20 protein-coding genes are annotated in these 24,064 nt (G+C 71.2%); 11 read left to right on the top strand and 9 right to left on the bottom strand.

Translation table 11 applies throughout. The features are described from left to right. The first annotated feature begins 3 nt into the window (after positions 1-3). Positions 4-1,875 (top strand): glycerol-3-phosphate dehydrogenase/oxidase, encoded by a 1,872-nt coding sequence (locus E9228_RS09425; protein ID WP_252727974.1) that lies wholly within the window; start codon positions 4-6, stop codon positions 1,873-1,875. A gap of 52 nt (positions 1,876-1,927) precedes the next feature. Here the strand turns inward: E9228_RS09425 and E9228_RS09420 are convergent, their stop codons facing one another. Next, positions 1,928-2,470, bottom strand: coding sequence for a hypothetical protein (locus tag E9228_RS09420; RefSeq protein ID WP_166780336.1), 543 nt, complete (start codon positions 2,468-2,470; stop codon positions 1,928-1,930). A 118-nt stretch (positions 2,471-2,588) separates the two neighbouring features. Between E9228_RS09420 and E9228_RS09415 the strand changes: the two genes are divergently transcribed. Genes E9228_RS09415 through guaA form a run of 5 tightly spaced genes read left to right on the top strand, consistent with a single transcriptional unit; the run spans position 2,589 to position 7,432 of the window. Beyond that, entirely contained in the window at positions 2,589-3,119 is a 531-nt protein-coding gene (locus tag E9228_RS09415; RefSeq protein ID WP_166780335.1) for a cation:proton antiporter regulatory subunit, read from the top strand. A 3-nt stretch (positions 3,120-3,122) separates the two neighbouring features. Then, a complete protein-coding gene (locus tag E9228_RS09410; RefSeq protein ID WP_166780334.1) occupies positions 3,123-4,550 on the top strand; it encodes a cation:proton antiporter in 1,428 nt (475 codons plus the stop codon). Between the two features lie 5 nt (positions 4,551-4,555). Beyond that, on the top strand, positions 4,556-5,398 hold the full coding sequence (locus E9228_RS09405; RefSeq protein ID WP_166780333.1) for an SURF1 family cytochrome oxidase biogenesis protein: 843 nt from the start codon (positions 4,556-4,558) through the stop codon (positions 5,396-5,398). A gap of 10 nt (positions 5,399-5,408) precedes the next feature. Then, entirely contained in the window at positions 5,409-5,855 is a 447-nt protein-coding gene (locus E9228_RS09400; RefSeq protein WP_166780332.1) for a DUF3817 domain-containing protein, read from the top strand. Then, on the top strand, positions 5,852-7,432 hold the full coding sequence (gene guaA / locus E9228_RS09395; protein ID WP_166780331.1) for a glutamine-hydrolyzing GMP synthase: 1,581 nt from the start codon (positions 5,852-5,854) through the stop codon (positions 7,430-7,432). Before E9228_RS09400 ends, guaA begins: the two co-directional genes overlap by 4 nt. Before the next feature lie 306 nt (positions 7,433-7,738). Here guaA and E9228_RS09390 read toward each other — a convergent pair whose 3' ends face one another. Beyond that, positions 7,739-8,656 carry a Bax inhibitor-1/YccA family protein gene (locus E9228_RS09390; protein ID WP_166780330.1) on the bottom strand — a complete coding sequence of 306 codons (918 nt, stop codon included), beginning with the start codon at positions 8,654-8,656 and terminating at the stop codon, positions 7,739-7,741. 317 nt (positions 8,657-8,973) lie between these two features. On the opposite strand from E9228_RS09390, the gene E9228_RS09385 reads away from it, so the two are divergent. After that, positions 8,974-9,996, top strand: coding sequence for a glycerophosphodiester phosphodiesterase family protein (locus tag E9228_RS09385; protein WP_166780329.1), 1,023 nt, complete (start codon positions 8,974-8,976; stop codon positions 9,994-9,996). Between the two features lie 58 nt (positions 9,997-10,054). Next, a complete protein-coding gene (locus tag E9228_RS09380) occupies positions 10,055-12,535 on the top strand; it encodes an ATP-dependent helicase (protein ID WP_166780328.1) in 2,481 nt (826 codons plus the stop codon). A 15-nt stretch (positions 12,536-12,550) separates the two neighbouring features. Here E9228_RS09380 and E9228_RS09375 read toward each other — a convergent pair whose 3' ends face one another. The 7 genes from E9228_RS09375 to E9228_RS09345 all read right to left on the bottom strand — a co-directional run bounded on the left by E9228_RS09375 (position 12,551) and on the right by E9228_RS09345 (position 19,563). Then, positions 12,551-13,186 carry a pyridoxine/pyridoxamine 5'-phosphate oxidase gene (locus E9228_RS09375; RefSeq protein WP_166780327.1) on the bottom strand — a complete coding sequence of 212 codons (636 nt, stop codon included), beginning with the start codon at positions 13,184-13,186 and terminating at the stop codon, positions 12,551-12,553. An 18-nt stretch (positions 13,187-13,204) separates the two neighbouring features. Continuing rightward, entirely contained in the window at positions 13,205-13,924 is a 720-nt protein-coding gene (locus E9228_RS09370) for an NUDIX hydrolase (RefSeq protein ID WP_166780326.1), read from the bottom strand. Beyond that, positions 13,921-15,528 carry a nicotinate phosphoribosyltransferase gene (locus E9228_RS09365; RefSeq protein ID WP_166780325.1) on the bottom strand — a complete coding sequence of 536 codons (1,608 nt, stop codon included), beginning with the start codon at positions 15,526-15,528 and terminating at the stop codon, positions 13,921-13,923. Before E9228_RS09365 ends, E9228_RS09370 begins: the two co-directional genes overlap by 4 nt. Then, positions 15,525-16,400, bottom strand: coding sequence for a ribose-phosphate pyrophosphokinase (locus E9228_RS09360; RefSeq protein ID WP_166780324.1), 876 nt, complete (start codon positions 16,398-16,400; stop codon positions 15,525-15,527). Before E9228_RS09360 ends, E9228_RS09365 begins: the two co-directional genes overlap by 4 nt. A 54-nt stretch (positions 16,401-16,454) precedes the next feature. Then, the gene (locus E9228_RS09355; protein WP_166780323.1) at positions 16,455-17,273 is read right to left on the bottom strand and encodes an oxygenase MpaB family protein; all 819 of its coding nucleotides are present in this window, start codon (positions 17,271-17,273) and stop codon (positions 16,455-16,457) included. Positions 17,274-17,302: 29 nt separating this feature from the next. Beyond that, positions 17,303-17,608 carry a hypothetical protein gene (locus tag E9228_RS09350; RefSeq protein ID WP_166780322.1) on the bottom strand — a complete coding sequence of 102 codons (306 nt, stop codon included), beginning with the start codon at positions 17,606-17,608 and terminating at the stop codon, positions 17,303-17,305. Between the two features lie 323 nt (positions 17,609-17,931). Then, positions 17,932-19,563 (bottom strand): RecQ family ATP-dependent DNA helicase, encoded by a 1,632-nt coding sequence (locus E9228_RS09345; RefSeq protein WP_341849852.1) that lies wholly within the window; start codon positions 19,561-19,563, stop codon positions 17,932-17,934. Positions 19,564-19,807: 244 nt separating this feature from the next. On the opposite strand from E9228_RS09345, the gene sucC reads away from it, so the two are divergent. The 3 genes from sucC (at position 19,808) to E9228_RS09330 (ending at position 24,056) form a co-directional block, all read left to right on the top strand. Then, positions 19,808-20,977, top strand: coding sequence for an ADP-forming succinate--CoA ligase subunit beta (gene sucC, locus E9228_RS09340; protein ID WP_166780320.1), 1,170 nt, complete (start codon positions 19,808-19,810; stop codon positions 20,975-20,977). 11 nt (positions 20,978-20,988) lie between these two features. After that, complete coding sequence (gene sucD, locus E9228_RS09335; RefSeq protein ID WP_166780319.1) at positions 20,989-21,876, top strand: succinate--CoA ligase subunit alpha; 888 nt, start codon at positions 20,989-20,991, stop codon at positions 21,874-21,876. Between the two features lie 131 nt (positions 21,877-22,007). Beyond that, positions 22,008-24,056 carry a cell division protein PerM gene (locus E9228_RS09330; protein ID WP_166780318.1) on the top strand — a complete coding sequence of 683 codons (2,049 nt, stop codon included), beginning with the start codon at positions 22,008-22,010 and terminating at the stop codon, positions 24,054-24,056. Positions 24,057-24,064: the final 8 nt, after the last annotated feature.

The following is a 24,064-nucleotide window of genomic DNA, read 5'->3' as shown; positions in this document are numbered from 1 at the left end:
AGCATGACAAGCACGGTCACGGGCGAGAAGGCATCCCGCGGAGCATCCACCACGGCGGGGTTCGACCCCGCGACGAAGCTCGGCCCCGACGAACGCGTCGCAGCGATCGAGACCCTGAAGTCCACGGAGCTCGACGTCCTGGTCGTCGGCGGTGGCATCGTCGGCGGTGGCGCAGCACTCGACGCGGTGACGCGTGGTCTGTCGGTCGGGATCGTGGAGGCGCGCGACTGGGGCTCGGGCACGTCCAGCCGGTCGTCGAAGCTCGTCCACGGCGGCATCCGGTACCTCGAGCAGCTCAACTTCACGCTGGTCCGCGAAGCCCTCATCGAACGCGGTCTGCTGCTGCAGCGCATCGCTCCGCACCTGGTGAAGCCGGTTCGGTTCCTCTACCCGCTCAACCACCGGGTGTGGGAGCGGTTCTACATCGGCATCGGGATGGCGATGTACGACGTGTTCAGCTGGTCCGGCGGTCGCCCGCCCGGTGTGCCGCACCACCGCCACCTCACCCGCACGCAGGTGCTCCGCTCGATGCCGTCCCTGAAGAAGGACGCGTTCGTCGGCGGCATGACCTACTACGACGCCCAGGTCGACGACGCGCGCTACGTCGCCTCGCTGGTCCGCACCGCCGCCTCGTACGGGGCGCACGCGGCCTCCCGGATCCGGATCGAGGGCTTCATCAAGGTCGGCGAGCGGGTCGTCGGTGCCCACGCGCACGACATCCAGACCGGTGAGCACTTCGACATCAGGGCGAAGCAGGTCGTCAACGCGACGGGTGTCTGGACCGACGACACCCAGGCGATGGTCGGTACCCGTGGGCAGTTCAAGGTCCGCGCGTCGAAGGGCGTGCACCTCGTCGTCCCCCGCGACCGCTTCCAGTCGAACTCGGGCATGATCCTCCGCACCGAGAAGAGCGTCCTGTTCGTGATCCCGTGGGGCCGCCACTGGCTGATCGGCACGACGGACACCGACTGGTACCTCGACAAGGCACACCCGGCGGCGACCGCAGCGGACATCGACTACATCCTCGAGCACGTCAACAAGGTGCTCGCCGTGCCGCTCACCCGCGAGGACGTCGAGGGCGTCTACGCCGGACTCCGGCCGCTGCTGGCCGGGGAGTCCGAGGCGACCTCGAAGCTGAGCCGCGAGCACGTCGTCGCGCACACCGCTCCGGGCCTGGTCGTCGTCGCCGGCGGCAAGTGGACCACCTACCGGGTCATGGGCAAGGACGCCATCGACGAGGCCGTCGCGGCGATGGACGGCAAGATCCCGGAGTCGACCACGCAGGACATCCCGCTGCTCGGCGCCGAGGGGTACCCCGCCGCCTGGAACAAGCGTGCCCGCACCGCGAAGTCGTCGGGCGTGCACAAGGTCCGCATCGAGCACCTGCTGAACCGCTACGGCACGCTCGCCACCGAGGTCCTGCAGCTCGTCGAGGACGACCCCTCGCTCGCGGACCCGCTGCCCGGCGCCGACGACTACATCGGTGCCGAGGTCGTCTACGCCGCCTCGCACGAGGGCGCCCTGCACCTGGAGGACGTCCTGGCCCGCCGCACACGCATCTCGATCGAGGCGTGGGACCGCGGCGAGTCGGCCGCTCCCGTCGCAGCGCGCCTGATGGGCGGCGTGCTCGGATGGGACCAGGAGGCGACCGAGAACGAGGTCTCGAACTACCTCAAGCGCGTGGCCGCCGAGCGGGAGTCGCAGCTGCAGCCCGACGACGAGTCCGCCGACCGCGTCCGGCTCGAGGCGCCGGACATCGCGTTCGGGTTCGAGGAGGACGACGTGGTCGTCGGTGGCGGCCGGTCGAGCGGCGCCGAGGGTGCCACGGCCGACGACGAGCAGGTCGTTGGCGAGAAGACGACCGAGCCCAGCTGACCCCCCCCCAAAACGCAACCCCGGCGGCAGGACGCAACGCGATCGCGTTGCGTCACGCCGCCGGGGTTGCGTTTTGCGGGCTCGACCCGCCGCGCAGCGTCCGCACCATCTCGCCGAACAGGACCGCCGGGATCGCGACGAGCGCGAGCAGACTCGTCAGCCAGAGCACGTGCATCCACGGCGAGTGGTCCTCCGTCGTCCGGAACGAGTCCAGGACGTCCATGACGAACAGGAACGACGCCGGGAAGGTCGCGAGCGCCCCGAGGACGAGCACGCCGAGGTGCAGCACCGCGACGACGTGCGTCGGCAGGGCGCCCCGCAGCCCGGCGACGGCGACCGCGATGCCGAGTGCGACGCCGACGGCAGCGATGACGAGCACACCGACGAGATCCAGGACCACCGCGTTGCCGTGTGCCGCGACCTCGGCGGCGATCGCCGTCAGCGGCCTGCCCGGTACCAGGGTGAGCGGGTCGAGGACGATCTGGTCGAGGGCGAGGAGCGCTGCGTAGGCCGCCACCACGATCCCTCCGGTGACGGCGACGACGGTACGGGTGGTGCTGGTGCTGGTGGTCGTGCTGGTGGCGGTGGCGCGCATGCCGTCATCCTCGCGACCGCGGTGGAACGGCGCGTCCACCGCCCGGATGACCTGTGGAGAACGGAATGGACCGGCCCTCCCGGTGGTTAGCATGGGAGTCCTGGGAAAGGGAGCCATCATGGTCGACGTCCATCGCGTCAAACTCCCCGGCGTCGGCGTGCTGCACAGCTTCTACACCGACGACGGTGGCAAGTGTGGTGTCATCACGCACCGGTCGGGTCATTCCGACCTCATCTCGTTCGCGGACGTCGCTGACGGCGCGGACAAGTCCGAGAAGGTCTCGCTCCGTCTCAGTGAAGACGAAGCGCACACCCTCGCCGAACTCCTCGGCGGCACCCGGATCACCGAGGGCCTCGACAAGCTCGACGAGATCCCCGGGCTCTCCATCGACTGGTTCAGCGTCGACTACGACGACGCCATCGCGGGCAAGCCCCTCGGCGACCTGCACGACTCCGGCTTCATCGGCCTGACCGTCGTCGCGGTCGTCCGTGGCGACAGCGCCAACCCGGCCCCCTCGTCGGACTTCGTCGTGTTCCCCGGGGACACGATCGTCGTCGCGGGTTCGCCGGAGAAGGTCGCGAAGGCGTTCTCCTTCTACCGCAGCGGTCAGTTGGCAGCGGCCGCTGCCGAGGCACCGCCCCGGAGCTAGGGCATGCACCTGGGTGGTGAGCTGCTGACCATCGGCGGCCTGTTCCTCATCGCCTACGTCCTCGGGCGGCTCGGCAAGACCATCGGTCTGCCGGCGATCCCGGTCTACATGGTGGTCGGGCTCATCGCGAGCCCGCACACCCCGTGGATCGGCCTGAGCGTCGAGTCGCACACGATCGAACTGATCGCGACGTTCGGCCTCATCCTGCTGCTGTTCAACCTCGGGTTGGAGTTCGACCAAGAGGAGTTCTACGGCAACGCCGGCAAACTCCTGGTCTCCGGTGGCACCTACGTCGCGATCAACATGGGCGTCGGCTTCGCCTTCGGGTTCTCGCTCGGCTGGGGCACACGAGAAGCCCTGATCATCGCGGGCATGACGGCGACATCGTCCAGCGCGATCGTGACGAAGCTGCTCATCGAGCTCCGGCGGCTGGCGAACGACGAGACCCCGATGATCCTCGGCGTCACCGTCATCGAGGACGTCTTCATCGCCGTCTACCTGGCGATCGTCTCCGTGGTGCTCTCCGGCGACACGAACCTGTGGGCGGTGATCGGCAAGCTCGGGCTGGCGTTCGGGTTCCTCATCGTCATGTTCAGCCTGGCGCGCTGGGGCGGCAAGCAGGTCTCGAAGATCTTCGCGACGCGCGACGACGAGCTCTTCACGATCCTGTTCTTCGGCCTCGCGGTCATGTTCGGCGGCATCGGCGACCTGCTCGGCGTGACCGACGCGATCGGCGCGTTCGTCATCGGCCTGCTCTGCGGGGCCACCCGCTACCGGGACCGCATCGAGCAGCTGGCGCTCCCGATGCGGGACGTGTTCGCGGCGTTCTTCTTCGTCAACTTCGGACTCGGTCTCGACGTCTCGACGTTCGGCGAGGTCCTCTGGCCGGTCGCCGGCGCGATCGGCATGACGGTCGTGCTCAACGCCGTCGCCGGGCAGCTCGTGGCCCGGATGAACGGGTTCAGCATCCAGCAGGGCATCAACACCGCGGTCATCCTGGTGAACCGGGGCGAGTTCGCGCTCATCCTCGCGACCCTGTCGGCGGCCGCCGGGCTCGAGGCACGGATCACCGCGTTCGCCGGGCTCTACGTCCTGGTGATGGCCGTGCTGGGTCCGCTGCTCGCCGTGAACTCCGACCGCATCGGCCGACTCGTGCTGCGCCCCGGGCGGGTGCGCAAGCTGCGCGGCCGCGAACTCGCCGCTGCCCAGGCGGCCGCCGCGCGCAAGGCCGAACGCGACGCGAAGTTCGCCGAGGAGATCGCCCTCGTGGAGGCTGCGGGCAGGGAAGAGCGCGACAATGGTGCACCGGAGACGACGCCGTCGCGCGACGAACCGGCCACGCCGGAACCCGTGAGTGCGAGCACGTCGTCGATCGAGGTCCCCGCCGAGCGTCCCGAGCGCCCGGCCCGCGTACGTGATCCGGAGTACTGATTCAGATGTGGGCCGTTGCCCGACGACCGAAGTGGATCGCACTGCTGCTGCTGGCGATCGTCCTCGCTGGTGTGTTCGCCGCACTCGGCAAGTGGCAGCTCGAGCGCAGCATCGAGAACGGCAAGCCGCTGCCGGCGTCGACCGAGACGCGGAAGACCCTCGACGACGTCACGACGCCGGAGAAGCCGGTCGGGTCCTCGCTCGCCGGGCAGAAGGTCACGGTGTCCGGGCGCTTCGTCGCCGGTGACACCACGGTCCTCACCGGACGCAGCGGGGGTGGGAAGTACCAGACCGTCGGGCACCTGGTCGACGACGCGACGGGGGCGAGCCTCCCGGTCGTGATCGGCTGGTCCGACCAGCGGTCCGCCGCCGTCGCCGGTGGTGACCGCCTGGTCGACGACGCGTCGATGACGATCCGCGGCCGGTACTACCCGGCGGAGTCGCCGGACCAGGACACCTTCGAACAGCACGAGTACTCGGCCGTCGCCCCGGCCCGGTTCGTGAACACGTGGAAGGCCTTCGACGACCGGATGTACGGCGGCTACGTCGTCGCCGACCGGACCACCGCGGACGCCGCCGACCTCGGTACCATCGCCGACCGGGCCCCCACGCGGGAGGTCCAGTTCGACTGGCTGAACCTCTTCTACGCGGTCGAGTGGGTCGTGTTCGCCGGGTTCGCCGTCTTCCTCTGGTACCGCTTCGTCAAGGACGCGTGGGAGCGCGAACAGGACGAGGCGCGCGAGGCTGCCGAGGCCGCAGCCGCCGATCCTGTGGACGACGACGTCGAGCCTGTGGACGAGCCCGTGGTCCCTGTGGACGACGCCCGGGCCGAGCCGGGTCGCCGGTAGGATCGACCACATGGCTCTGACCGTCCGGACCCGCGACATCCCCAAGATCCCGGGGGCCGTGCGGTTCTACCGCATCTCCGCGTACGTCACCGGCGTGCTCCTGCTCGCCCTGGTCGTCGAGGTCGTCATCAAGTACACCCCGATCCAGCGCGAGATGCAGCTCGGCGGCGGCGCCTTCTTCGTCCCCAACGGCACCGCGGGCGAAGCGCCCGGCACGTTCAACCTGTCGATCGCGATCCTCATCGCGCACGGCTGGCTGTACGTCGTCTACCTGTTCGCGGACTTCCGCCTCTGGAGCATCATGCGCTGGCGGCCGACGCGCTTCCTGCTCATCGCTCTCGGCGGCGTGATCCCGTTCATGTCCTTCGTGGTCGAGCACCGCATGCAGCAGACCGCCATGACCACCTACCACGAGCTGACCGCGCAGCAGTCGCGGGAGAAGGAGAGCGCTCGGTGAGCGAGACCGAACAGCGTCCCGTCCTCGTCGTCGACTTCGGCGCGCAGTACGCGCAGTTGATCGCACGACGCGTCCGCGAGGCAAACGTCTACAGCGAGATCGTCCCCCACTCGGTCACCGCGGCGGAGATCCGCGAGAAGAACCCGGCGGCGATCGTCCTGTCGGGAGGCCCGTCCTCCGTCTACGAGGACGGCGCACCGTCCCTGGACGGCGAGATCCTGGACCTCGGCGTCCCGGTGCTCGGCATCTGCTACGGCTTCCAGGCCATGGCGAAGTCGCTCGGTGGCGAGGTCGCGAACACCGGCCTCCGCGAGTACGGCGCCACCGCCGTCACCGTCAGCGGGACCGACAGCGTCCTGCTCGGCGGTCAGCCCGCCGCGCAGACCACGTGGATGTCGCACGGCGACGCGGTGTCGAAGGCTCCCGCGGGCTTCGAGGTCCTGGCGTCGAGCGAGTCGACGCCGGTCGCCGCGTTCGCGTCCGACGAGCGCAAGCTGTACGGAGTCCAGTGGCACCCCGAGGTCAAGCACTCCGCGTTCGGCCAGGCCGTGCTCGAGAACTTCCTGCACCGAGCCGCTGGGCTGCCCGGTGACTGGAACTCCGCGAACGTGATCGAGGAGCAGGTCGAGCGCATCCGCACCCAGATCGGGTCGTCCCGCGTCATCGCCGGGCTCTCCGGTGGTGTCGACTCCGCCGTCGCCGCAGCCCTCGTGCACAAGGCCGTCGGAGACCAGCTCACCTGCGTCTTCGTCGACCACGGGCTCCTCCGCGCCGACGAGCGCAAGCAGGTCGAAGAGGACTACGTCGCCTCGACCGGTGTGCGCCTCGTCACGGTGGACGCCCGCGAGCAGTTCCTGGACGCCCTCGCCGGCGTCAGCGACCCCGAGCAGAAGCGCAAGATCATCGGGCGCGAGTTCATCCGCACGTTCGAGGCGGCAGCAGAGGCCCTCGTGCTCGAGGCCCGTGCGTCGGACGGTGACGCCGAGGTCAAGTTCCTCGTGCAGGGCACCCTGTACCCGGACGTCGTCGAGTCCGGCGGCGGATCAGGCACCGCGAACATCAAGTCGCATCACAACGTCGGCGGGTTGCCCGACGACATGACGTTCGAACTCGTCGAGCCGCTGCGCACCCTGTTCAAGGACGAGGTCCGAGCGGTCGGCCGCGAGCTCGGGCTGCCCGAGGTCATCGTCGGACGCCAGCCGTTCCCCGGCCCGGGTCTCGGCATCCGCATCGTCGGCGAAGTGACCGCCGAGCGCCTCGAGATCCTGCGTGCCGCCGACGCCATCGCCCGCGCCGAGCTCACCGCAGCCGGCCTCGACGACGAGATCTGGCAGTGCCCGGTCGTCCTGCTCGCCGACGTCCGGTCGGTCGGGGTCCAGGGCGACGGCCGCACCTACGGGCACCCGATCGTGCTCCGTCCGGTCTCGTCCGAGGACGCCATGACCGCCGACTGGACGCGCCTGCCGTACGACGTGCTCGCGAAGATCTCGAACCGCATCACGAACGAGGTGCGGGACGTCAACCGGGTCGTACTCGACGTGACGTCGAAGCCGCCGGGGACGATCGAGTGGGAGTGACGCTCCCCTGACGCCCGAGGGCCCGGTACGCGACTGCGTACCGGGCCCTCGCTCGTCCTGCCGGGCCAGCCCGGGCCTCCCGGCCGCTGCGTGCCTGCCGGCCTGCCGCCCGCGGTCGCCGCGGTTGCGAAACAGCGGCATCTCGGGGCCCGAGGTCGCGCGATCGCGGCATCTCGGCGAACGCGAGCGGCGAGTACCGCGACCACGAAGTCGCGACGTCGCCGCGTCGCCGCGTCGCCGCTCCGCAGCCCGCGCACGACGACGGGCCCCGGCCGAAGCCGGGGCCCGTCGTGTCGAACAGGAACGCTAGTTGCGGGAGCTGCTCGCGACGATCGCCAGGATGCGCAGGATCTCGAGGTAGAGCCAGACCAGCGTGACGATGAGGCCGAAGGCCGCCGTCCATGCGTAGACGCGGGGAGCACCACGCTCGACGCCGGTCTTGATCTGGTCGAAGTCGAGGATCAGCGAGTACGCCGCCATCAGCACCACGAAGATGCCGATCAGGACGCCCAGCGGGATGCCGAACAGCGTGACGCCGAGCAGGCCGAACGCGCTCTGGGTCACACCGGTGAGCATCAGCACGATGTTGACGAGCGAGAAGGCCATGTAGCCGACCATCGCGACCAGGAAGAACCGGGTCAGCTTCGGGGTGGCGCGGACCTTGCCGGACGAGAACAGTAGCAGCGTGACGGCGAAGACACCGAGCGTGCCGAACACCGCCTGTGTGACGATGCCGTCCCACATCGTGTTGTACATGCCCGAGATGCCACCGACGAACAGGCCCTCGAAGAAGGCGTACGCCAGCACGAGTGCCGGCGACGGCTTCTTCTTGAACGTGTTCACCAGGGCGAGGACGAACCCGACGATCGCACCGACGATCCAGACGACCGGCGGCAGGTTCCAGCCGGCGACCGAACCGACGATGAGCACGCCGAACGCCAGGAGCGTCTTGACGATGGTGTCCTCGTACGACATGCGACCGGTGTCGACCTTGTCGGCCGAAGGGCGGTCGTACATGTCGCGGAGCTGGTCCGGCGACATGCCGGGCTGCTGCGGCGCCTGACCCCAGCCGGTCTGGCCGTACGGGGCCTGCGGGTAGCCGCCCTGCTGCGGGTACCCCTGCTGCGGGTAGGCGCCCTGCGGTGCGTTCGAGCCGGCGCCCCATGCGTTCCGGCCCGCGTCGTTGAAGGCGGGGGACTGGTCGAAACCGGGCTTGAAGGCCATGGTGTCCTCTGATTTCCTCTGGTGTGGAGTCGTGGATCCGGTACCCGGATGGCATCGGGTCGTGGGCTCGTGACGGAGTGCGGCGGTGCCGTTCCTTCGTGTCCTCACAGCCTACGGGCCGTCAGGGTCGGATGGCTGTGGATCCGCGGGAAGCGGAACCGGCGACCGTGCTCCTGCGCGGGAGCCTATTGACGCTCGCTGTCGGTCCACCGAGGGAACTCCGCACGCTCGCTGAACGTCCGTGACGATGCCGAGCGCTCGACGGGCGTCGGGCCCCGGCGACCCCGCGTTCACCCGCGCTCCGTATCGTCGCCTGCATGCAGCCGCTCGTCATCGCCCACCGCGGAGCCTCCGGGTACCGTCCCGAGCACTCCCGGAGCGCCTACGACCTCGCGATCGAGCTCGGCGCGGACGCCATCGAGCCGGACCTGGTACCGACGAAGGACGGGGTCCTGGTCCTCCGGCACGAGAACGAGGTGTCCGGCACGACCGACGTCGCCGACCGCCCGGAGTTCCGCGACCGCCGCACCACGAAGACGATCGACGGGCACCGGCTCACGGGGTGGTTCACCGAGGACTTCACCTGGGACGAGGTGCGCACCCTGCGGACCCGCGAGCGTCTGCCGGAGCTGCGCCCGGCCTCCCGCCAGCACGACGGCGAGGACACGGTGCTGCGCCTGGAGGACCTGCTCGCGATCCTGGACGCCGCCCCGCGGCGGGTGGGGCTCGTCGCCGAGGTGAAGCACGCCAGTGCGTTCGCGGCGGCCGGGTTCTCGATGGCCTCGCTCCTCGACGGTGTCCTCGGCGACGCCGGGTGGCGGGGCGACGACCGGTTGACGGTCGAGTCGTTCGAGAAGGGTGTCCTGCGGCAGGTCGCGGAGCACGGCACGGGTGGCCGGTTGGTGTACCTCCAGGAGGCACGTGGTGCGGCCGCGGACGAGGTCGCCGCCGCCGGTTCCGCCGCCCCGACCTACGCCGCCGAGCGGACCGACGCCGCGCTCACACGCCTCGCGTCCGAGTTCGACGGCATCAGCGTCGACCTGCCGACACTCATGGCCGGCGTCGACACCCGCGCCGTCGACGATCCCCGCCCCGTCCGGAGCGACGTGGTCGACCGGGCGCACGCGGCCGGGCTCGCGGTCTACACGTGGACCCTGCGGCCGGAGAACCGGTTCCTGCCCGCGGCGCTTCGACGCGGGGGTGACCTGGCGGCGACGGGCGACTGGGAACGGTGGTTCACGTCGGTCCTCCGCACGGGTGTCGACGGGGTCTTCGCGGACCACGCGGACCTGGCTGTCCGGGCCCGGTCGCTCGTCGCGGGACAGCCCGGACCGGCCTGATCGGGGGTCCGGGCCGGCCTGATCGGACGTCGGGGGTCGCGCCTAGACTGTCTCGGACATGACGATCGTGCTCGACCCCTCCGACCCGACGCCCAGCCGCTCCGGTGGCCCGGGTGCGGGTGACCGTGCCTACGACGACCCGTTCACCGCGGGCCTGAACCCCCAGCAGAAGGAAGCCGTCGAGTACCGCGGCGAGTCCCTGCTCATCGTGGCCGGTGCCGGCTCGGGCAAGACGAGCGTGCTCACCCGCCGCATCGCGCTGCTCCTGGCGAACCGTGAAGCCTGGCCGTCGCAGGTCCTCGCGATCACGTTCACGAACAAGGCCGCGGCCGAGATGCGCGAGCGGGTCCAGGCGCTGGTCGGGCAGGCGGCCGAGGGCATGTGGATCTCGACGTTCCACTCGGCGTGCGTGCGCATCCTCCGTCGCGAAGCCGAACGGTTCGGGTTCCCGCAGTCGTTCACGATCTACGACTCCGCGGACTCCCGGGCGCTGCTCAAGCGGATCATCAAGGACCTCGAGGCGGACACCCTCGGGCTGACCGTCGGCGCTGCGGCCTCGAAGATCTCCAAGCTCAAGAACGAGCTGCAGGACATCGACACCTACGCCCGCAACATCAACGCGAGCGACCCGCAAGAGGTCATGTTCACCGAGGTGTTCCGTCGGTACACGAACGACCTGCGCCGGGCCAACGCCTTCGACTTCGACGACCTGATCGGCCAGACGGTCTTCCTGTTCCGTGCCTTCCCGGAGGTCGCGGCGCTGTACCAGCGTCGGTTCCGGTACGTGCTGGTCGACGAGTACCAGGACACCAACCACGCGCAGTACGCCCTGATCCGCGAGCTCACCCGTCCGGTGCCGGTCGAGCAGGTCGACAAGCTCGAGGACTCCGGGCAGCACGTCGAGCGGATGCGCGAGTCCGACGGCACCATCGCGCCGGCGTCCCTGACGGTCGTGGGTGACTCCGACCAGTCGATCTACGCGTTCCGCGGCGCGGACATCCGCAACATCGTCGAGTTCGAGCGGGACTTCCCGAACTCGAAGGTGATCCTGCTCGAGCAGAACTACCGCTCGACGCAGAACATCCTCGACGCTGCGAACGCCGTCATCGCGAACAACTTCGACCGGCAGGCGAAGAGCCTGTTCACGGACGTCGGCGCGGGCGAGAAGATCGTCGGCTTCACCGGGTACACCGGGCACGACGAAGCCCAGTTCGTCGCCGACGAGATCCAGCGTCTGCACGAGGACGGCATGGACTACCGCGACATGGCGGTCTTCTACCGGACGAACTCGCAGACCCGTGCGCTCGAGGAGATCTTCATCCGCGCGGCGATCCCGTACCGGGTGCTCGGCGGCACGAAGTTCTACGAGCGCGCCGAGATCAAGGACGCGATGGCGTACCTCATCACGGTCGCGAACCCCGCCGATCCCCTGTCGCTCCGCCGCATCCTCAACGTGCCGAAGCGCGGCATCGGTGCCGTCACCGAGACCTCGCTGCAGCGGTACGCCGACGACCACGAGGTCTCGATGCGTGAAGCCCTGCGGCACGCTGACGAGCTCGGCTTCGGCCCGAAGGTCCGGACGGCGATCACCTCGTTCGCGGCGCTGCTCGACGACGTCTCCGCCAAGGCAGCGGACCAGCCCGTCGTGGACACCCTGACGCAGCTGCTCGACGGGTCGGGGCTGCTCGAACAGCTCCGGAAGTCGCCGGACGCGCAGGACGCCGCCCGTGCGGACAACATCGACGAGCTCGTGGCCGTGACGCGGGAGTTCCAGAAGAACAACCCCGAGGGCACGCTGTCCGACTTCCTCACCGAGGTCTCGCTCGTGGCCGCGGCCGACGAGCTCGACGACTCCTCGGGCACGGTGTCCCTGATGACGCTGCACACCGCGAAGGGCCTGGAGTACGACGCGGTGTTCCTGACCGGTGTCGAAGAGGACCTGCTGCCGCACCGGATGTCCGCGAACGAGCCGGGTGGCCCGTCGGAAGAGCGTCGACTGTTCTACGTCGGCATCACCCGCGCGAAGAAGGTCCTGTTCCTGTCGCTCGCGATGACCCGGGCGCAGTTCGGGGACGTCAACGTGGCGATGCCCTCCCGCTTCCTGCAGGAGATCCCCGAGGGGCTCATCGAGTGGAAGCAGTCACCCGGCATGGCGAACAGCCGCGGTGGCACGCAGCCTCGCGCGATCAACGCCCGACGTGACGGCGGCAGCGCCGGCGGGTTCGGCGGCGCAGGCGGTGGCGCCGGCGGCGGCGGGTACCGCGGTGGTGGCGGCTGGGGCGGTGGTTCCTACGACCGTGCGGCCGCGGCGGCGAAGACGCGTCCGAAGACCGAGTGGGCGAACCGTGTGTCCGGGCAGGTCCGCGACAACGGCGACATGGAACTCGCGGCCGGCGACCGGATCTCGCACGTCGACTTCGGGCAGGGGACCGTAGCGGCGGTGACCGGTCAGGGTGCGAAGCGGATCGCCGAGATCGCCTTCGACACCGCGGGCCGGAAGAAGCTCCTCATCAAGATCGCGCCGATCGAGAAGCTCTAGGCGGACGGCTGTCCGCTACGGCTGCAGCCGCGTCGCCGTCCAGGTGCCGTCGGCGTGCACGTACTGCAGGCGGCGGTGCATCCGGTCGCGGCTGCCGTGCCAGAACTCGACGGTGTCCGGCTCCAGGCGCCACGCGTCCCACAGCGCCGGTCGGGGCACGTCGTCGTCGGAATCGGCGAGCAGTTCGTTGGCGTCGTCGATGAGGTCCTGCAGCGTCCGCGGCTCGAGCACGGCGGACTGGTCGGCGATCGCGGTGGCGGCGCGTGACTTCGGCGAGCGGTCGGCGAACAGGGCGTCGGACTCCTCGTCGGACAGCTGCACGACCCGGCCCTCGAACCGGAGCTGCTGCATCGTCTCGCGCCAGTAGACCTGCAGGGCGGCGTGCGGGTTCTCGGCGAGCTGTCGACCCTTCGGGCTCTCGGCGGAGGTGCCGAACACCAGGCCGCGGTCCTCGATCCGCTTGACGTCGACGGTCCGGGCGCTGACCCGGCCGTCGGCGCCGGCGGTGGCGAGCGTCATCGACATCGGTTCGGACACCTCGTGGTCACCGGCCTGGTCGAGCCAGAGTCGCGCGAGGTCCAGCGGCGATGCCGGAGGCGCGTCGAACTCGGGCAGGTGCAGGGACTCGTCCCCGGACAGCGAAGCAGACATGTCCCCACTCAACCGCGCTCAGTCCGTCCACGTCCAGGCTGCCGGGGGACGACCGGCCCGCCCGGCACCGGCACGCCCGGCACCGGCCCGCGCCGCCGGTGCCGTCGCGGGGTCCAGCCGGGTCAGCGCCGGGTTCGTCCGGAGCGCCCGGTTGAGGTTGCCGGCGTCGGGCGTCACCCCGGTCAGGGCGACGACGAGCCGTGCGGCGTCCGGGGTGGTGAACCGCTCGCCGAGCAGCGCCCGGGTCAGCGGGGCGTCGGACCAGAGCCGGGTCCGGGCATGGTCGAGCGCCGCCTGGATGATCCGGTCGTGGTCGAACGGCAGCCCGAGCGGCAGGTCCGCCGCGTCGTGCCACCGCACGGCGTCGCCCACCCGGGTCGCCCCGGCGGTGACGGCGAGGAACGCGATGCTGATCGCGGCGCTCCGCGGGTCACGCTCCGGCCCGTCGAACGCGCCGATCTGGGCGAGGTGTCGGACCGCCGCCGCGTCCACCCCGGTCTTGGTCCGCAGGGCGCGTCGCGCACCGTCGGCGAGGAGTTCCGGACCGTCGAGGAGCACGCCGGGCAGCGCCTCCCGTCCGACGAACGGTTCGTACCGGCGCCGGGCGGTGGCGACCCGGAGGCCGTCCGGACCGGTTCCCTCACCTGCGTCGTCGAACGCGCCGTCGAACGCGACGAGGACGACGTCCACGGCGATGAGCGGCTGGTCGCGGACGGCCGCCGGGGCGGCCCCGCTCACGCGATCGCCGCCACCGTGGTGTCGGCAGCCGACCGACGGGCGGCACGGTCGGCCCGTTCGCGACGGAGGGTCGCGCGGACGTCGGCGAAGGACTGGAGGACCGTGAACCGTCCGTCGACCCACACCGGCTGGAGCAGGCTGGTCGCCTCGTCCTCCGGCGTGGCCTGGTCGGTCTGCCGGATCTCGCCGGTCGCGTCGCGGTGCAGGGCGATGCGGCCCTTCGCGCTCTTCTTGCCGCTGCCGGTCTTCGGGTCCTTCTGGATGTCGACCGGTTCGCCGTCCACCAGCGCCCAGGTCGCCTTGACGGCGCTGCCGAGGTTGTCGCGGGTCATGAACTGGTACGTGTACGACCCGATGCCGAGCACCACGTTGTCGCTGGCGTAGCCCTTCGCGGCGAGGCGCTCGTAGATGCGACGGGCACGGTCGAGGGTGATGCTGTCGCCGTAGATGACGCCGATGTGCTGGTCGAGGACCTTGTAGCCGCGCTCGTTGACGGTGTGGCCGAACAGCTCGTCGAGGAGTTCCACGACGCCCTTCTGCTCGTGGCTGCGGTCGGCGGCGAAGAGCTCGGCCTCGTCGACGCCGTGCACGGTGCCGGTGACGATGTCGACCGGGTCGCCGGAGTCGGGGCGGATGACGAGCTTGCCGTCCCGGGCGGTGATGCGGTCCTCGAGCTGCGGGAGCACCTCGGTGATGACCTTGAACAGGTCGAAGCCGTCGCTGACCGCCGAGACGATGCCGGTCGGGTACACGTCGAGGATCTGCCGGAAGGTCTCGAGTTCGCCGTCGGCGCCACGGACGCACATCACGCTGTGCTCGGTCGCCGGCACGCTCGCTGCCACCCAGCCGTTGTCGCCGGGGTAGTAGCGGGCGATGTGGTCGAGCGTCGGCATCGAGTCGGTGCCGAGGAACGACAGCAGGTGTCCGGCGCCGGACGCTGCCGCGGACTCGATGCTGGTCTGCCCGCGGAACGAGAAGTCGTGGGCGGCGAAGTCGATGCTCGCCGGGTCCGCGCCGGTGCGCTCGGCCCAGTCCTCCATGAGGTCGCGGTACTCCAGCGCCTTCGTGGCGACGGTGGACGGGTGCCAGATCGAGGCCGACAGCGCCGTCTCGATGTAGTTCGGCAGCCAGGAGAACGCGTCGACGGTGTTCTCGACGGTCAGGGTCGCGACGCCGATCGGAGCGAGGGTGCCCTCGGGCAGGGCGCGGATCTCGAGCGGCAGGTACCCGAGCCGGTGCAGGGCGCGGACGTGGTCGACGCCGATGGAGTTCGGGCCGAAGTAGCCCTCGAGCGCCTGCTCGAAGAGGTCGCAGACCAGGTCCTCGTCGGCGGCGAAGAACGGCGCCCACGCTTCGACGAGGTACCGCTGCACGAACGCCTGCAGCCCGAAGACGACGGCGTGCGTCGAGTCCGGCATGTGTGCGTTCGAGCGGTTCGTCCAGTTGATGAGGATCCGCGTGGTGCCCTCGGGGTAGAGCTGTCGGTGCGAGTGCTTGTAGCCGTCGACGGCCAGGAGCGGGGCGATCGGGCTGGCGGTGGTGATGCGCGGCTCGAGCCCGACGGTCGTGGCTGCGGGAGTTGTCGTGCTCGTCGTGTTCGTCATCGGATCTCCTCGGTGAGGTACGGGGTCAGGGGGACGGTGCGCAGGCCCTCGATGGCGTTCTGCGCGGGGTACGAGTCGGTGGTGACGATCTCGCCGAAGTGGTCGCCGAGCTGTGCGGCCCGGCCCGAGAACACGCCGTGCGAGACCCAGAGGCCCAGGCGCTCCTTCGGCAGTCCGGTGCTGCCCGCGAGGCCCATGAACGTGCCGCCGCCGTCGCAGATGTCGTCGACGACGAGGAACCGACCGGTCTCCGGCAGCGGTTCGCAGCTGAACCCGTCGAGCTTGCCGGTGTCCGGGTCGCGGTGCTTCTCGGCGCGGTACACCGGCAGGCCGCACGCGTCGGCGGCCGCGGTGGCCCGGGCGACCGCGCCGGCGTCCGGGGCGATGATGCCCTGGTAGCGCTGCTCGGTGCCGGGGGCGCCGACGACCTCGTCGCGGACGACGCGGGCGCTCGCCACGACGGTCAGGTGGTCGACGAGGCCGACGATGACCGGCGAGTGCGGGTCGAACGCGATGACCTGGTCGATGTGGAACCCGTTGAGGACGTCCGCGTAGACCTTCGCGCCGAACGGCAGGCCGCGGTCCTGACGGGCTCCGGGCAGGTAGGGGACGAGGGCGACGGAGTGCGATCCGCGCTGGCGGACGGCGTCCGCCCACATGCCGAGCATGACGAGGTCGTCACCGCTCGTCCCGCGCAGGGTCGCGATCTCGACGAGGTCCGTCGCCGGGGTGTCCGTCGCCGGGGTGTCCGCCGACTCGTCGGGACCGGCTGCGACCTTGACGTGTGCTTCACCGGCGGGGAACCGCATGGTGGTGAACGTCGTGGTCGTCGGCTGGCCGGAGCGGGTCCGGGTGCTGAGTTCGACTGCCATGACCCGACCGTAGCACGGTTCTTGTCGCTATGACAAGAAATGCACGCCGTCGGTTCAGGCGGCCGGGTACCGGCGCGCGGTCCGGTGCATCGCGCGGAGGAGCAGCGGCCCGGGCAGCCGCAGCAGCGCGCTCGGCACCACCGCACGGAACAGCCGGAGGCCCGCCACCGTCCGGCGGAAGCGCCGTACCTCGCGGGGGCCCCAGGCGAAGCCGTACTGTGCCCGGACGGTCGCCGGCAGCATCCCGACCGTCACGATCCGGACGACCGGCATCGCGGCACGCACCCACCCGGGCGCGTGTCGCGGGTGCAGCAGGTCGCGGACGACACCGCGGGCCTCGTCGGTGACGCGGAGCTGCGCGAGCGTCGACACCCAGTACCGCTCGAACGCGGCCATCGAGTCCGGCCAGCGCTCGGCGGGGACCCGCAGGGCGGTCGCGATCGGCCGGTACGCACGGAGCAGGTCCTCGGCCCGCTCGTCGTCGACCGGGCTCCCGAGCAGACGGTGCGTCCGGATCGCGGAGTCGACGAGCGTCGCCGCCACCCAGAGCTGCCGGTCCGGGTCGTCGGCCCCGGCCACGGGACGGTGCGCGTGTGACACGAACGACGCCGCGACGGCAGCGTCCTCCGGGGTGCCGACCACCACGGCGACGACGTACATCAGGGTGTGCGCCAGGCGCTGCTGCGGTCGGCGCGCGAAGTCCGAGTGGCGCCGGACACCGGCCGCCACCACGGGGTCGGCGATCTGCAGCAGGATCGCGCGGCCGCCCGCCACGACGGGCGTGCTGTCGGCGAGGAACCGGCGGAACGCCGGGTTGCGGCCGCCCTGGTCGTGACCAGGGGACGGACGGGAGGCCCGGCGCACGTCGCGCACCGGGCCTCCCGTCCGTCGTCCTGTCACGGTCAGAGCGGCTTCGTGCCCAGGTCGCCACCGAGGTCGGGACGCTCGTCGCCGTGCTCCCACATGTCCGGGGAACCCTCGTTCGGGGCGCCGCCGGTCGGCCCGTCGTCGGTGCCGTCGCCGAGCTGCGGCTCGACGGTCTCGCCGGCGACGGCGTCGTTCGTCACGGTCTCGAGCGCCTCTTCGGCGTCGTCCGTCTCGAAGCCGCCGACGTACTCGCGGTCGACGTCGTCGGATCGGCCCTCGTCGTCGGAGTCGCTGACGCCGTCGCTGAACTCGTCGCCTGGGGTGATGCCGGGGTCGGACATGGGTCGCTCCTGTCGGTCGTCGTGGTGGTGCGTGGTGGGACCCGGCGGTGCGTCCGCCGCACCGCGCGTCGGGTACCCACCGGTCCTTGGTACCCGGGTGCCGGTGGGAGTGTCCGCGGTGCCCGGGGGACGTGCCGGCCCGGTGCGTGCACCGCCGGTCCTGCAGCGCGGCGGATGGTGGCCGGTTCGCGCGCCGTTCACCCGGTGGTCACCGGCGGGTCACACTCCCGGTGTCTACTGCACGTGCTCGGGGGAGTGGAGCGCGGTCGCCGACGGGTGGTCGAGCGACCGCGCCTTCCCCCGGCGGACCCGAGTCGGCCCGGTCAGACCCGTTCCAGCAGGTGCCGTTCGGTGACGTCCTGCAGGGCGAGCGTGCGGTACCCCGCGGACTCGAAGAACACCGTGAGTCGGTCGTCCTCGGTGCTCATCACGGTGCCGCGGCCCCACTCGGGGTGCTCGACCGGTGCGTCCGGCGGCCACTCCGCGTCGTGCGAACCGTCGGCGCCGTGCGCATCGGCGTCGGTCGCGGTGCCGGCGGAGCAGGTGTCGCAGTTGCCGCACGGCTCGGGCAGTTCGTCGCCGAAGTAGCCGAGCAGGAACTGCCGACGGCAGCCGTTCGTCTCGGCGAAGCGCCGCATCATCTCGATGCGGGACTCCTCGACGCGCTCACGCTCCCGCGCATGCCGCTTGGCGAGCTCGGCCGCTGCTTCGGCGTCGTCGGGTCCGTGCGGTGCGCGGCGGAGCCCGTCCCGGTCGTCGACGAGGGCGCCGGAGTCCACCAGGGCGTTCACCACCCGGCCCGCGGTGCGAGCGGCGAGTCCGGCCCGTTCGGCGACCTCGGACCGTGGGACGGCCCGGTCGGCCGGGACGGCGTCGAACACCGCGCGGAGCGAGGCCGGACGGGGCGAGCCCGACGCGAAGAACCGTCGGAGCCCGAGGTCCTCGGACCGGTAGTGCAGGGTGGCCAGTCCGACGTCGCCGTCCCGTCCGGCCCGACCGACCTCCTGGTAGTAGGCGTCGACGGACTCGGGGACGTCGGCGTGCACGACGAAGCGGACGTCGGGCTTGTCGATGCCCATGCCGAACGCACTCGTGGCGACGACGACGTCGAGCTCGCCGTCGAGGAACTCGTGGTGCACGTGCTCGCGGTCCCGCACCCGGAGACCCGCGTGGTACGCCTTCGCGCGGCGGCCGCTCTCGACGAGTTCGTCGGCGTAGACCAGGGTCTCGGCGCGGGTGGCGACGTAGACGATGCCGGCACCCTCGAGCCCGGCGACCTGTGCGATGACCGCCTCGCGCTTCCCGTCCTCGTCCGTGTGCCGCTGCACCTCGAACCGCAGGTTCGGGCGGTCGAACCCGGTGGCGAGGACGAGCGGGTCACGCATGCCCAGTCGTTCGACGATCTCCTTCCGGACCGGGGTCGATCCGGTGGCGGTCATCGCGAGCACCGGCGGGCGGCCGAGGCGCTCGATGACCTCGCCGAGGACCAGGTAGTCCGGGCGGAAGTCGTGGCCCCAGCTCGAGACGCAGTGTGCCTCGTCGACCGTGACGAGCGCGACCCCGGCCTCGCGCAGCCGGTCGACGACCTCGTCCTTGGCGAGCTGCTCCGGGGCGAGGAACACGTAGCGTGCCGCTCCGGAGGCGACGGCCTCCCAGGCCTCGTCGAGTTCGCGGTGCGCGCGGGTGGCGTTGATGGTGACGGCACGGGGTGCGTCCGGGTGGTCCTCGATGCCGACGACCTGGTCCTCCTGCAGGGCGACCAGTGGCGAGACCACGACGACGGGTCCGTCGAGGGCCAGGGCGGCGACCTGGTAGATCGCGGACTTGCCCGATCCGGTCGGCATCAGGGCCAGCGCGTCGCGCCCGGCGAGGACCGCGTCGACCACGGTCTCCTGGGCGTCGCGGAGTTCCCAACCGAAGACGTCGGCGGCACGGGTACGGAGTTCGTTCTGCACTCGATCGACCGTGCACGAGCAGCGCTGGCGGACCGTTCGGGGACTGCGCACGGTGGACGAGCGGGGTCCCGAGCCCCGTCGCCGCGCGGGTTCTCCACGGGTTCCCGACGGCGGAACCGTCCGTCCACCTGCCGGCGCTAGGCTCGGTCTCGGCCGTTGTCTCGACATCGAGCGACCCTCGATGAGGAGGACGCGACCGGATGACCGATGCCGATCGCACGAACCGTGCGGGAAGAAGAACAGCGTGGATCTTTTCGAGTACCAGGCCAGGGACCTCTTCGAGTCCTACGGCGTCCCTGTGCTGCAGGGCATCATCGCCGACACCCCGGAACAGGCGAAGGCGGCGGCCGAGCAGATCGGCGGCGTCGTGGTCGTCAAGGCGCAGGTGAAGGTCGGCGGGCGTGGCAAGGCCGGCGGCGTGAAGGTGGCGAAGACCCCGGACGAGGCCTTCGAGCACGCGCAGGCGATCCTCGGCCTCGACATCAAGGGCCACACCGTGCAGCGCGTCATGGTCGCCCAGGGTGCCGACATCGCCGAGGAGTTCTACTTCTCGGTGCTGCTCGACCGCGCGAACCGCTCGTACCTGTCGCTCGTCAGCGTCGAGGGCGGCATGGAGATCGAGCAGCTCGCGGTGGAGAAGCCCGAGGCGCTCGCCCGCGTCGAGGTCAACCCGCTGACCGGCATCAACCAGGAAGCGGGTGAGGCCATCGCGCGCCAGGCCGGCTTCCCCGACGAACTCGTCACGCAGGTCGCGAGCGTCTTCGTGAAGCTCTACGACGTCTTCGCCGGCGAGGACGCCACCCTGGTCGAGGTCAACCCCCTCGTCCGCACGGGTGACGGTCAGATCGTCGCACTCGACGGCAAGGTCACCCTCGACGAGAACGCCGACTTCCGGCACGCGAACCACGAGGCACTCGAGGACACCGCCAGCGAGGACCCGCTCGAGGCCAAGGCGAAGGCCCACGGCCTCAACTACGTCAAGCTCGACGGCCAGGTCGGCGTCATCGGCAACGGCGCGGGGCTCGTCATGTCGACGCTCGACGTCGTCGCCTACGCCGGTGAGCGCCACGGCGGCGTGAAGCCCGCGAACTTCCTCGACATCGGTGGCGGCGCCTCGGCAGAGGTGATGGCCAACGGTCTCGACGTCATCCTGGGCGACCCGCAGGTGAAGAGCGTCTTCGTGAACGTCTTCGGCGGCATCACCGCCTGCGACGCCGTCGCGAACGGCATCGTCGCCGCGCTCGGCATCCTCGGCGACGCGGCCACCAAGCCGCTCGTCGTCCGCCTGGACGGCAACAACGTGGAAGAAGGCCGACGGATCCTGGCGGAGGCAGCGCACCCGCTCGTCACCGTCGCCGCGACCATGGACGACGCGGCCGAGAAGGCCGCCGAACTCGCCGCCGCTGCGGCCTGAAGGGACTGACCATGTCGATCTTCCTCAACAAGGACTCCAAGGTCATCGTCCAGGGCATCACGGGCGGCGAGGGCACGAAGCACACCGCCCTGATGCTCAAGGCGGGGACGGACATCGTCGGCGGCGTCAACGCGCGCAAGGCCGGCACGACCGTCACCCACGGCGACGTCGAGCTGCCCGTCTTCGGGTCGGTGCGCGAAGCCATCGACACCACCGGTGCCGACGTCTCCATCGTCTTCGTGCCGCCGGCGTTCGCGAAGGACGCCGTGATGGAGGCCATCGACGCCGAGATCCCCCTGGTCGTCGTCATCACCGAGGGCATCCCCGTGCAGGACTCCGCGGAGTTCTGGGCGCACGCCAAGGCCCTCGGCGCGAAGACCCGGATCATCGGACCGAACTGCCCCGGCATCATCACCCCGGGGGAGTCGCTCGTCGGCATCACCCCGGCGACGATCACCGGCAAGGGCCCGATCGGCCTCGTCTCGAAGTCGGGCACCCTGACCTACCAGATGATGTACGAACTGCGTGACCTGGGCTTCTCGACCGCGATCGGCATCGGCGGCGACCCGGTCATCGGGACGACGCACATCGACGCGCTCGCCGCGTTCGAGGCCGACCCCGAGACCGAAGCGATCGTCATGATCGGCGAGATCGGTGGCGACGCCGAGGAGCGCGCCGCCGACTACATCAAGGCGCACGTCACCAAGCCGGTCGTCGGGTACGTCGCCGGCTTCACCGCGCCGGAGGGCAAGACGATGGGCCACGCCGGTGCGATCGTGTCCGGCTCCGCCGGCACGGCCGAGGCGAAGAAGCAGGCGCTCGAGGCCGCCGGCGTCAAGGTCGGCAAGACGCCGTCCGAGACCGCTGCGCTGCTGCGCGAGGTCATCGCGGCGAAGTAGTCGCAGGTGCAAGACACCGGTGTTCGTCGATCGCGCCGCGTCCGGACGCGATGTGATCGACGAACACCGGTGTTCCGCCGGAGCCGCGCGGCACCGCCGGCTCGCGCGGGTCGGCACGTATCCTCGCTGCGATGAACCGCCTGGGAACCGCTCTGCTCGCCGTGATCGAAGCGATCGTGACGGTCGGCGTCGGCGTGGGCATCGCGCTCGTCCCGCTCACCCTGCTGTGGGCGTTCGAGTACGGGCTGCAGGTCGACTGGGACGTGTTCTGGACCGCGGCCGGCAACGTCTGGCTGATCGGGCACGGCGTCGACGTGACGTTCGCCCTCGGGTCCGCCGCGGCGAAGGCCACCGGGCTCTCCGGTGCCTCCGCGCCCATCGGCGTGACGCTCGCCGCCCTCGGGTTCGCCGTCGTCACCGCGTGGCTCGGCGGCCGCGCCGGACGACGCTTCGCGGAGACCGAGCACCGGGTGACCGGCATCCTCGTCGGCACCGCGGCGGTCGCCGTCCTCGGGCTCCTGGTCGCGCTGAGCTCCACCACGGCCGCCACCCACCCCACCACGTGGCAGGCCGTCGTCTCGCCGGCGCTCTGGTTCGGGATCCCCGCGGTCGTCTCCGCCGAGGTCTGCCGCCGACGCCGGGGCATGGCCGCCGACCCGCTCACCCGGCGCATCGTCGGCCTGGTCGGACGGATCCCCACCGTGTGGCGGGCCGTCGTCGGGTTCGGGCTCCGCGCCGGGACGGTCGCGACCGCGTGCGTCGTGGCGGTGGCCGCGGTGCTCGTCGGTCTCGTGCTCCTGGTGTCCTTCGCCGAGGTCATCACCCTCTACGAACGCTCGCACGCCGGACTCGTCGGCGGCATCGCACTCACCGTCGGACAGCTCGCGTTCATCCCCGACTTCGTCGCCTGGGCCACCGCCTGGCTCGTCGGACCCGGCTTCGCCATCGGCACCGGTTCGGCCGTGTCGCCGATCGGGACGACGCTCGGCCCCGTCCCGGCGATCCCCGTCCTCGGGGCGCTCCCGACCTCGGGGCACACGTTCGGCCTGGTCTGGATCCTGGTCCCCGTCGTCGCCGGCTTCGCGGTCGGTGGGCTGATGCGTCCCCGCCTGGTCCGGATGCTCGGCGCGGCCGACGCGGCGCTGTACCGGGCCCTCGGCGGCGTCGCGACCGGACTGGTCGCCGGCATCGTCATCGGCGGTCTCGCCTGGCTGTCCTCGGGTGCGCTCGGCCCCGGTCGACTCGGTGACGTCGGCCCGCACGCACTGGCCGTCGGGGGCTTCGCCGCGCTCGAGATCGGCCTGCCTGCCGTCGTCGCTCTCGCCATCGGCAGCGACCTGGTGCGCCTGCCCGAACGCTCGTGGATCGGGGAGCGCTGGCACGAGACCGAGGACGACCTCGCGGCGGCGGACGCGACCGAGGAGGGTGGCTCGCTCATCGCCGCACTCGAGTCGGCCGGAGCCGGGCGGACCACCGGCGTGCACCGGTTCTCGGTCGACGAGAAGCACGACGCCGGGACGACGGCGCACGCGAGCACGGCGGGGCCCGCCGCCACGACGGCACCCGCCGGGACGGCCCGCGATCACCGCGACCCCGAGCCGGTCATCCGAGACGCTGACCACCGCGCAGCAGAGTCGGTCGCCGAAGACCGCACCGACCCCGGCGCACCCGCCGCACCCGCCGCACGCACTGCAGCCACTGCACCTGCCGCCACCGATGTCGACCTGCCCGACTGGGCACGGACCGACGCGGTCGCGGCCGAGCGCCTCGACGACCGGACGGCAGCAGCGCCGGCCGCCGGCAGCGTCCGGGCACGCCTCCGAGCTGCCGCGTCCGGCGCCCGCGACCGCGCCGGCGACCTCCGTGACCGTGCCAGTGGCCTCCGCGACCGCGCGGACGACCTCCGGCACCGTGCGGGCGGTGCCGCTCGTCTGACGGACCGGTCGTCCACGGATGCCGCGGCCGGTCCCGCGGAGCGGCGGGAGGCGCCTCCCGTCCCGCGGACCGACGAGCAGCCGGCGTTCCCGTGGAGCACCGAGGAGTTCGTCGCCGGACGCGATGACGTCGACCCGGAACCGGCGGCACGACCCGCGCCCCGGGCGACGACCTGGGACACGACGGACCAGATCCCCGAGGACGAGCTGCCCTGGTGGCGGAAGCCGAAGGGCGACGACGCCTGACGCAGCGC

Origin of the sequence: Curtobacterium salicis (assembly GCF_011759505.1) — a bacterium.
Lineage (GTDB): Bacteria > Actinomycetota > Actinomycetes > Actinomycetales > Microbacteriaceae > Curtobacterium > Curtobacterium salicis.
The sequence above is the reverse complement of the archived record's forward strand: the minus strand, read 5'-3'. Positions and strand labels throughout refer to the sequence as shown.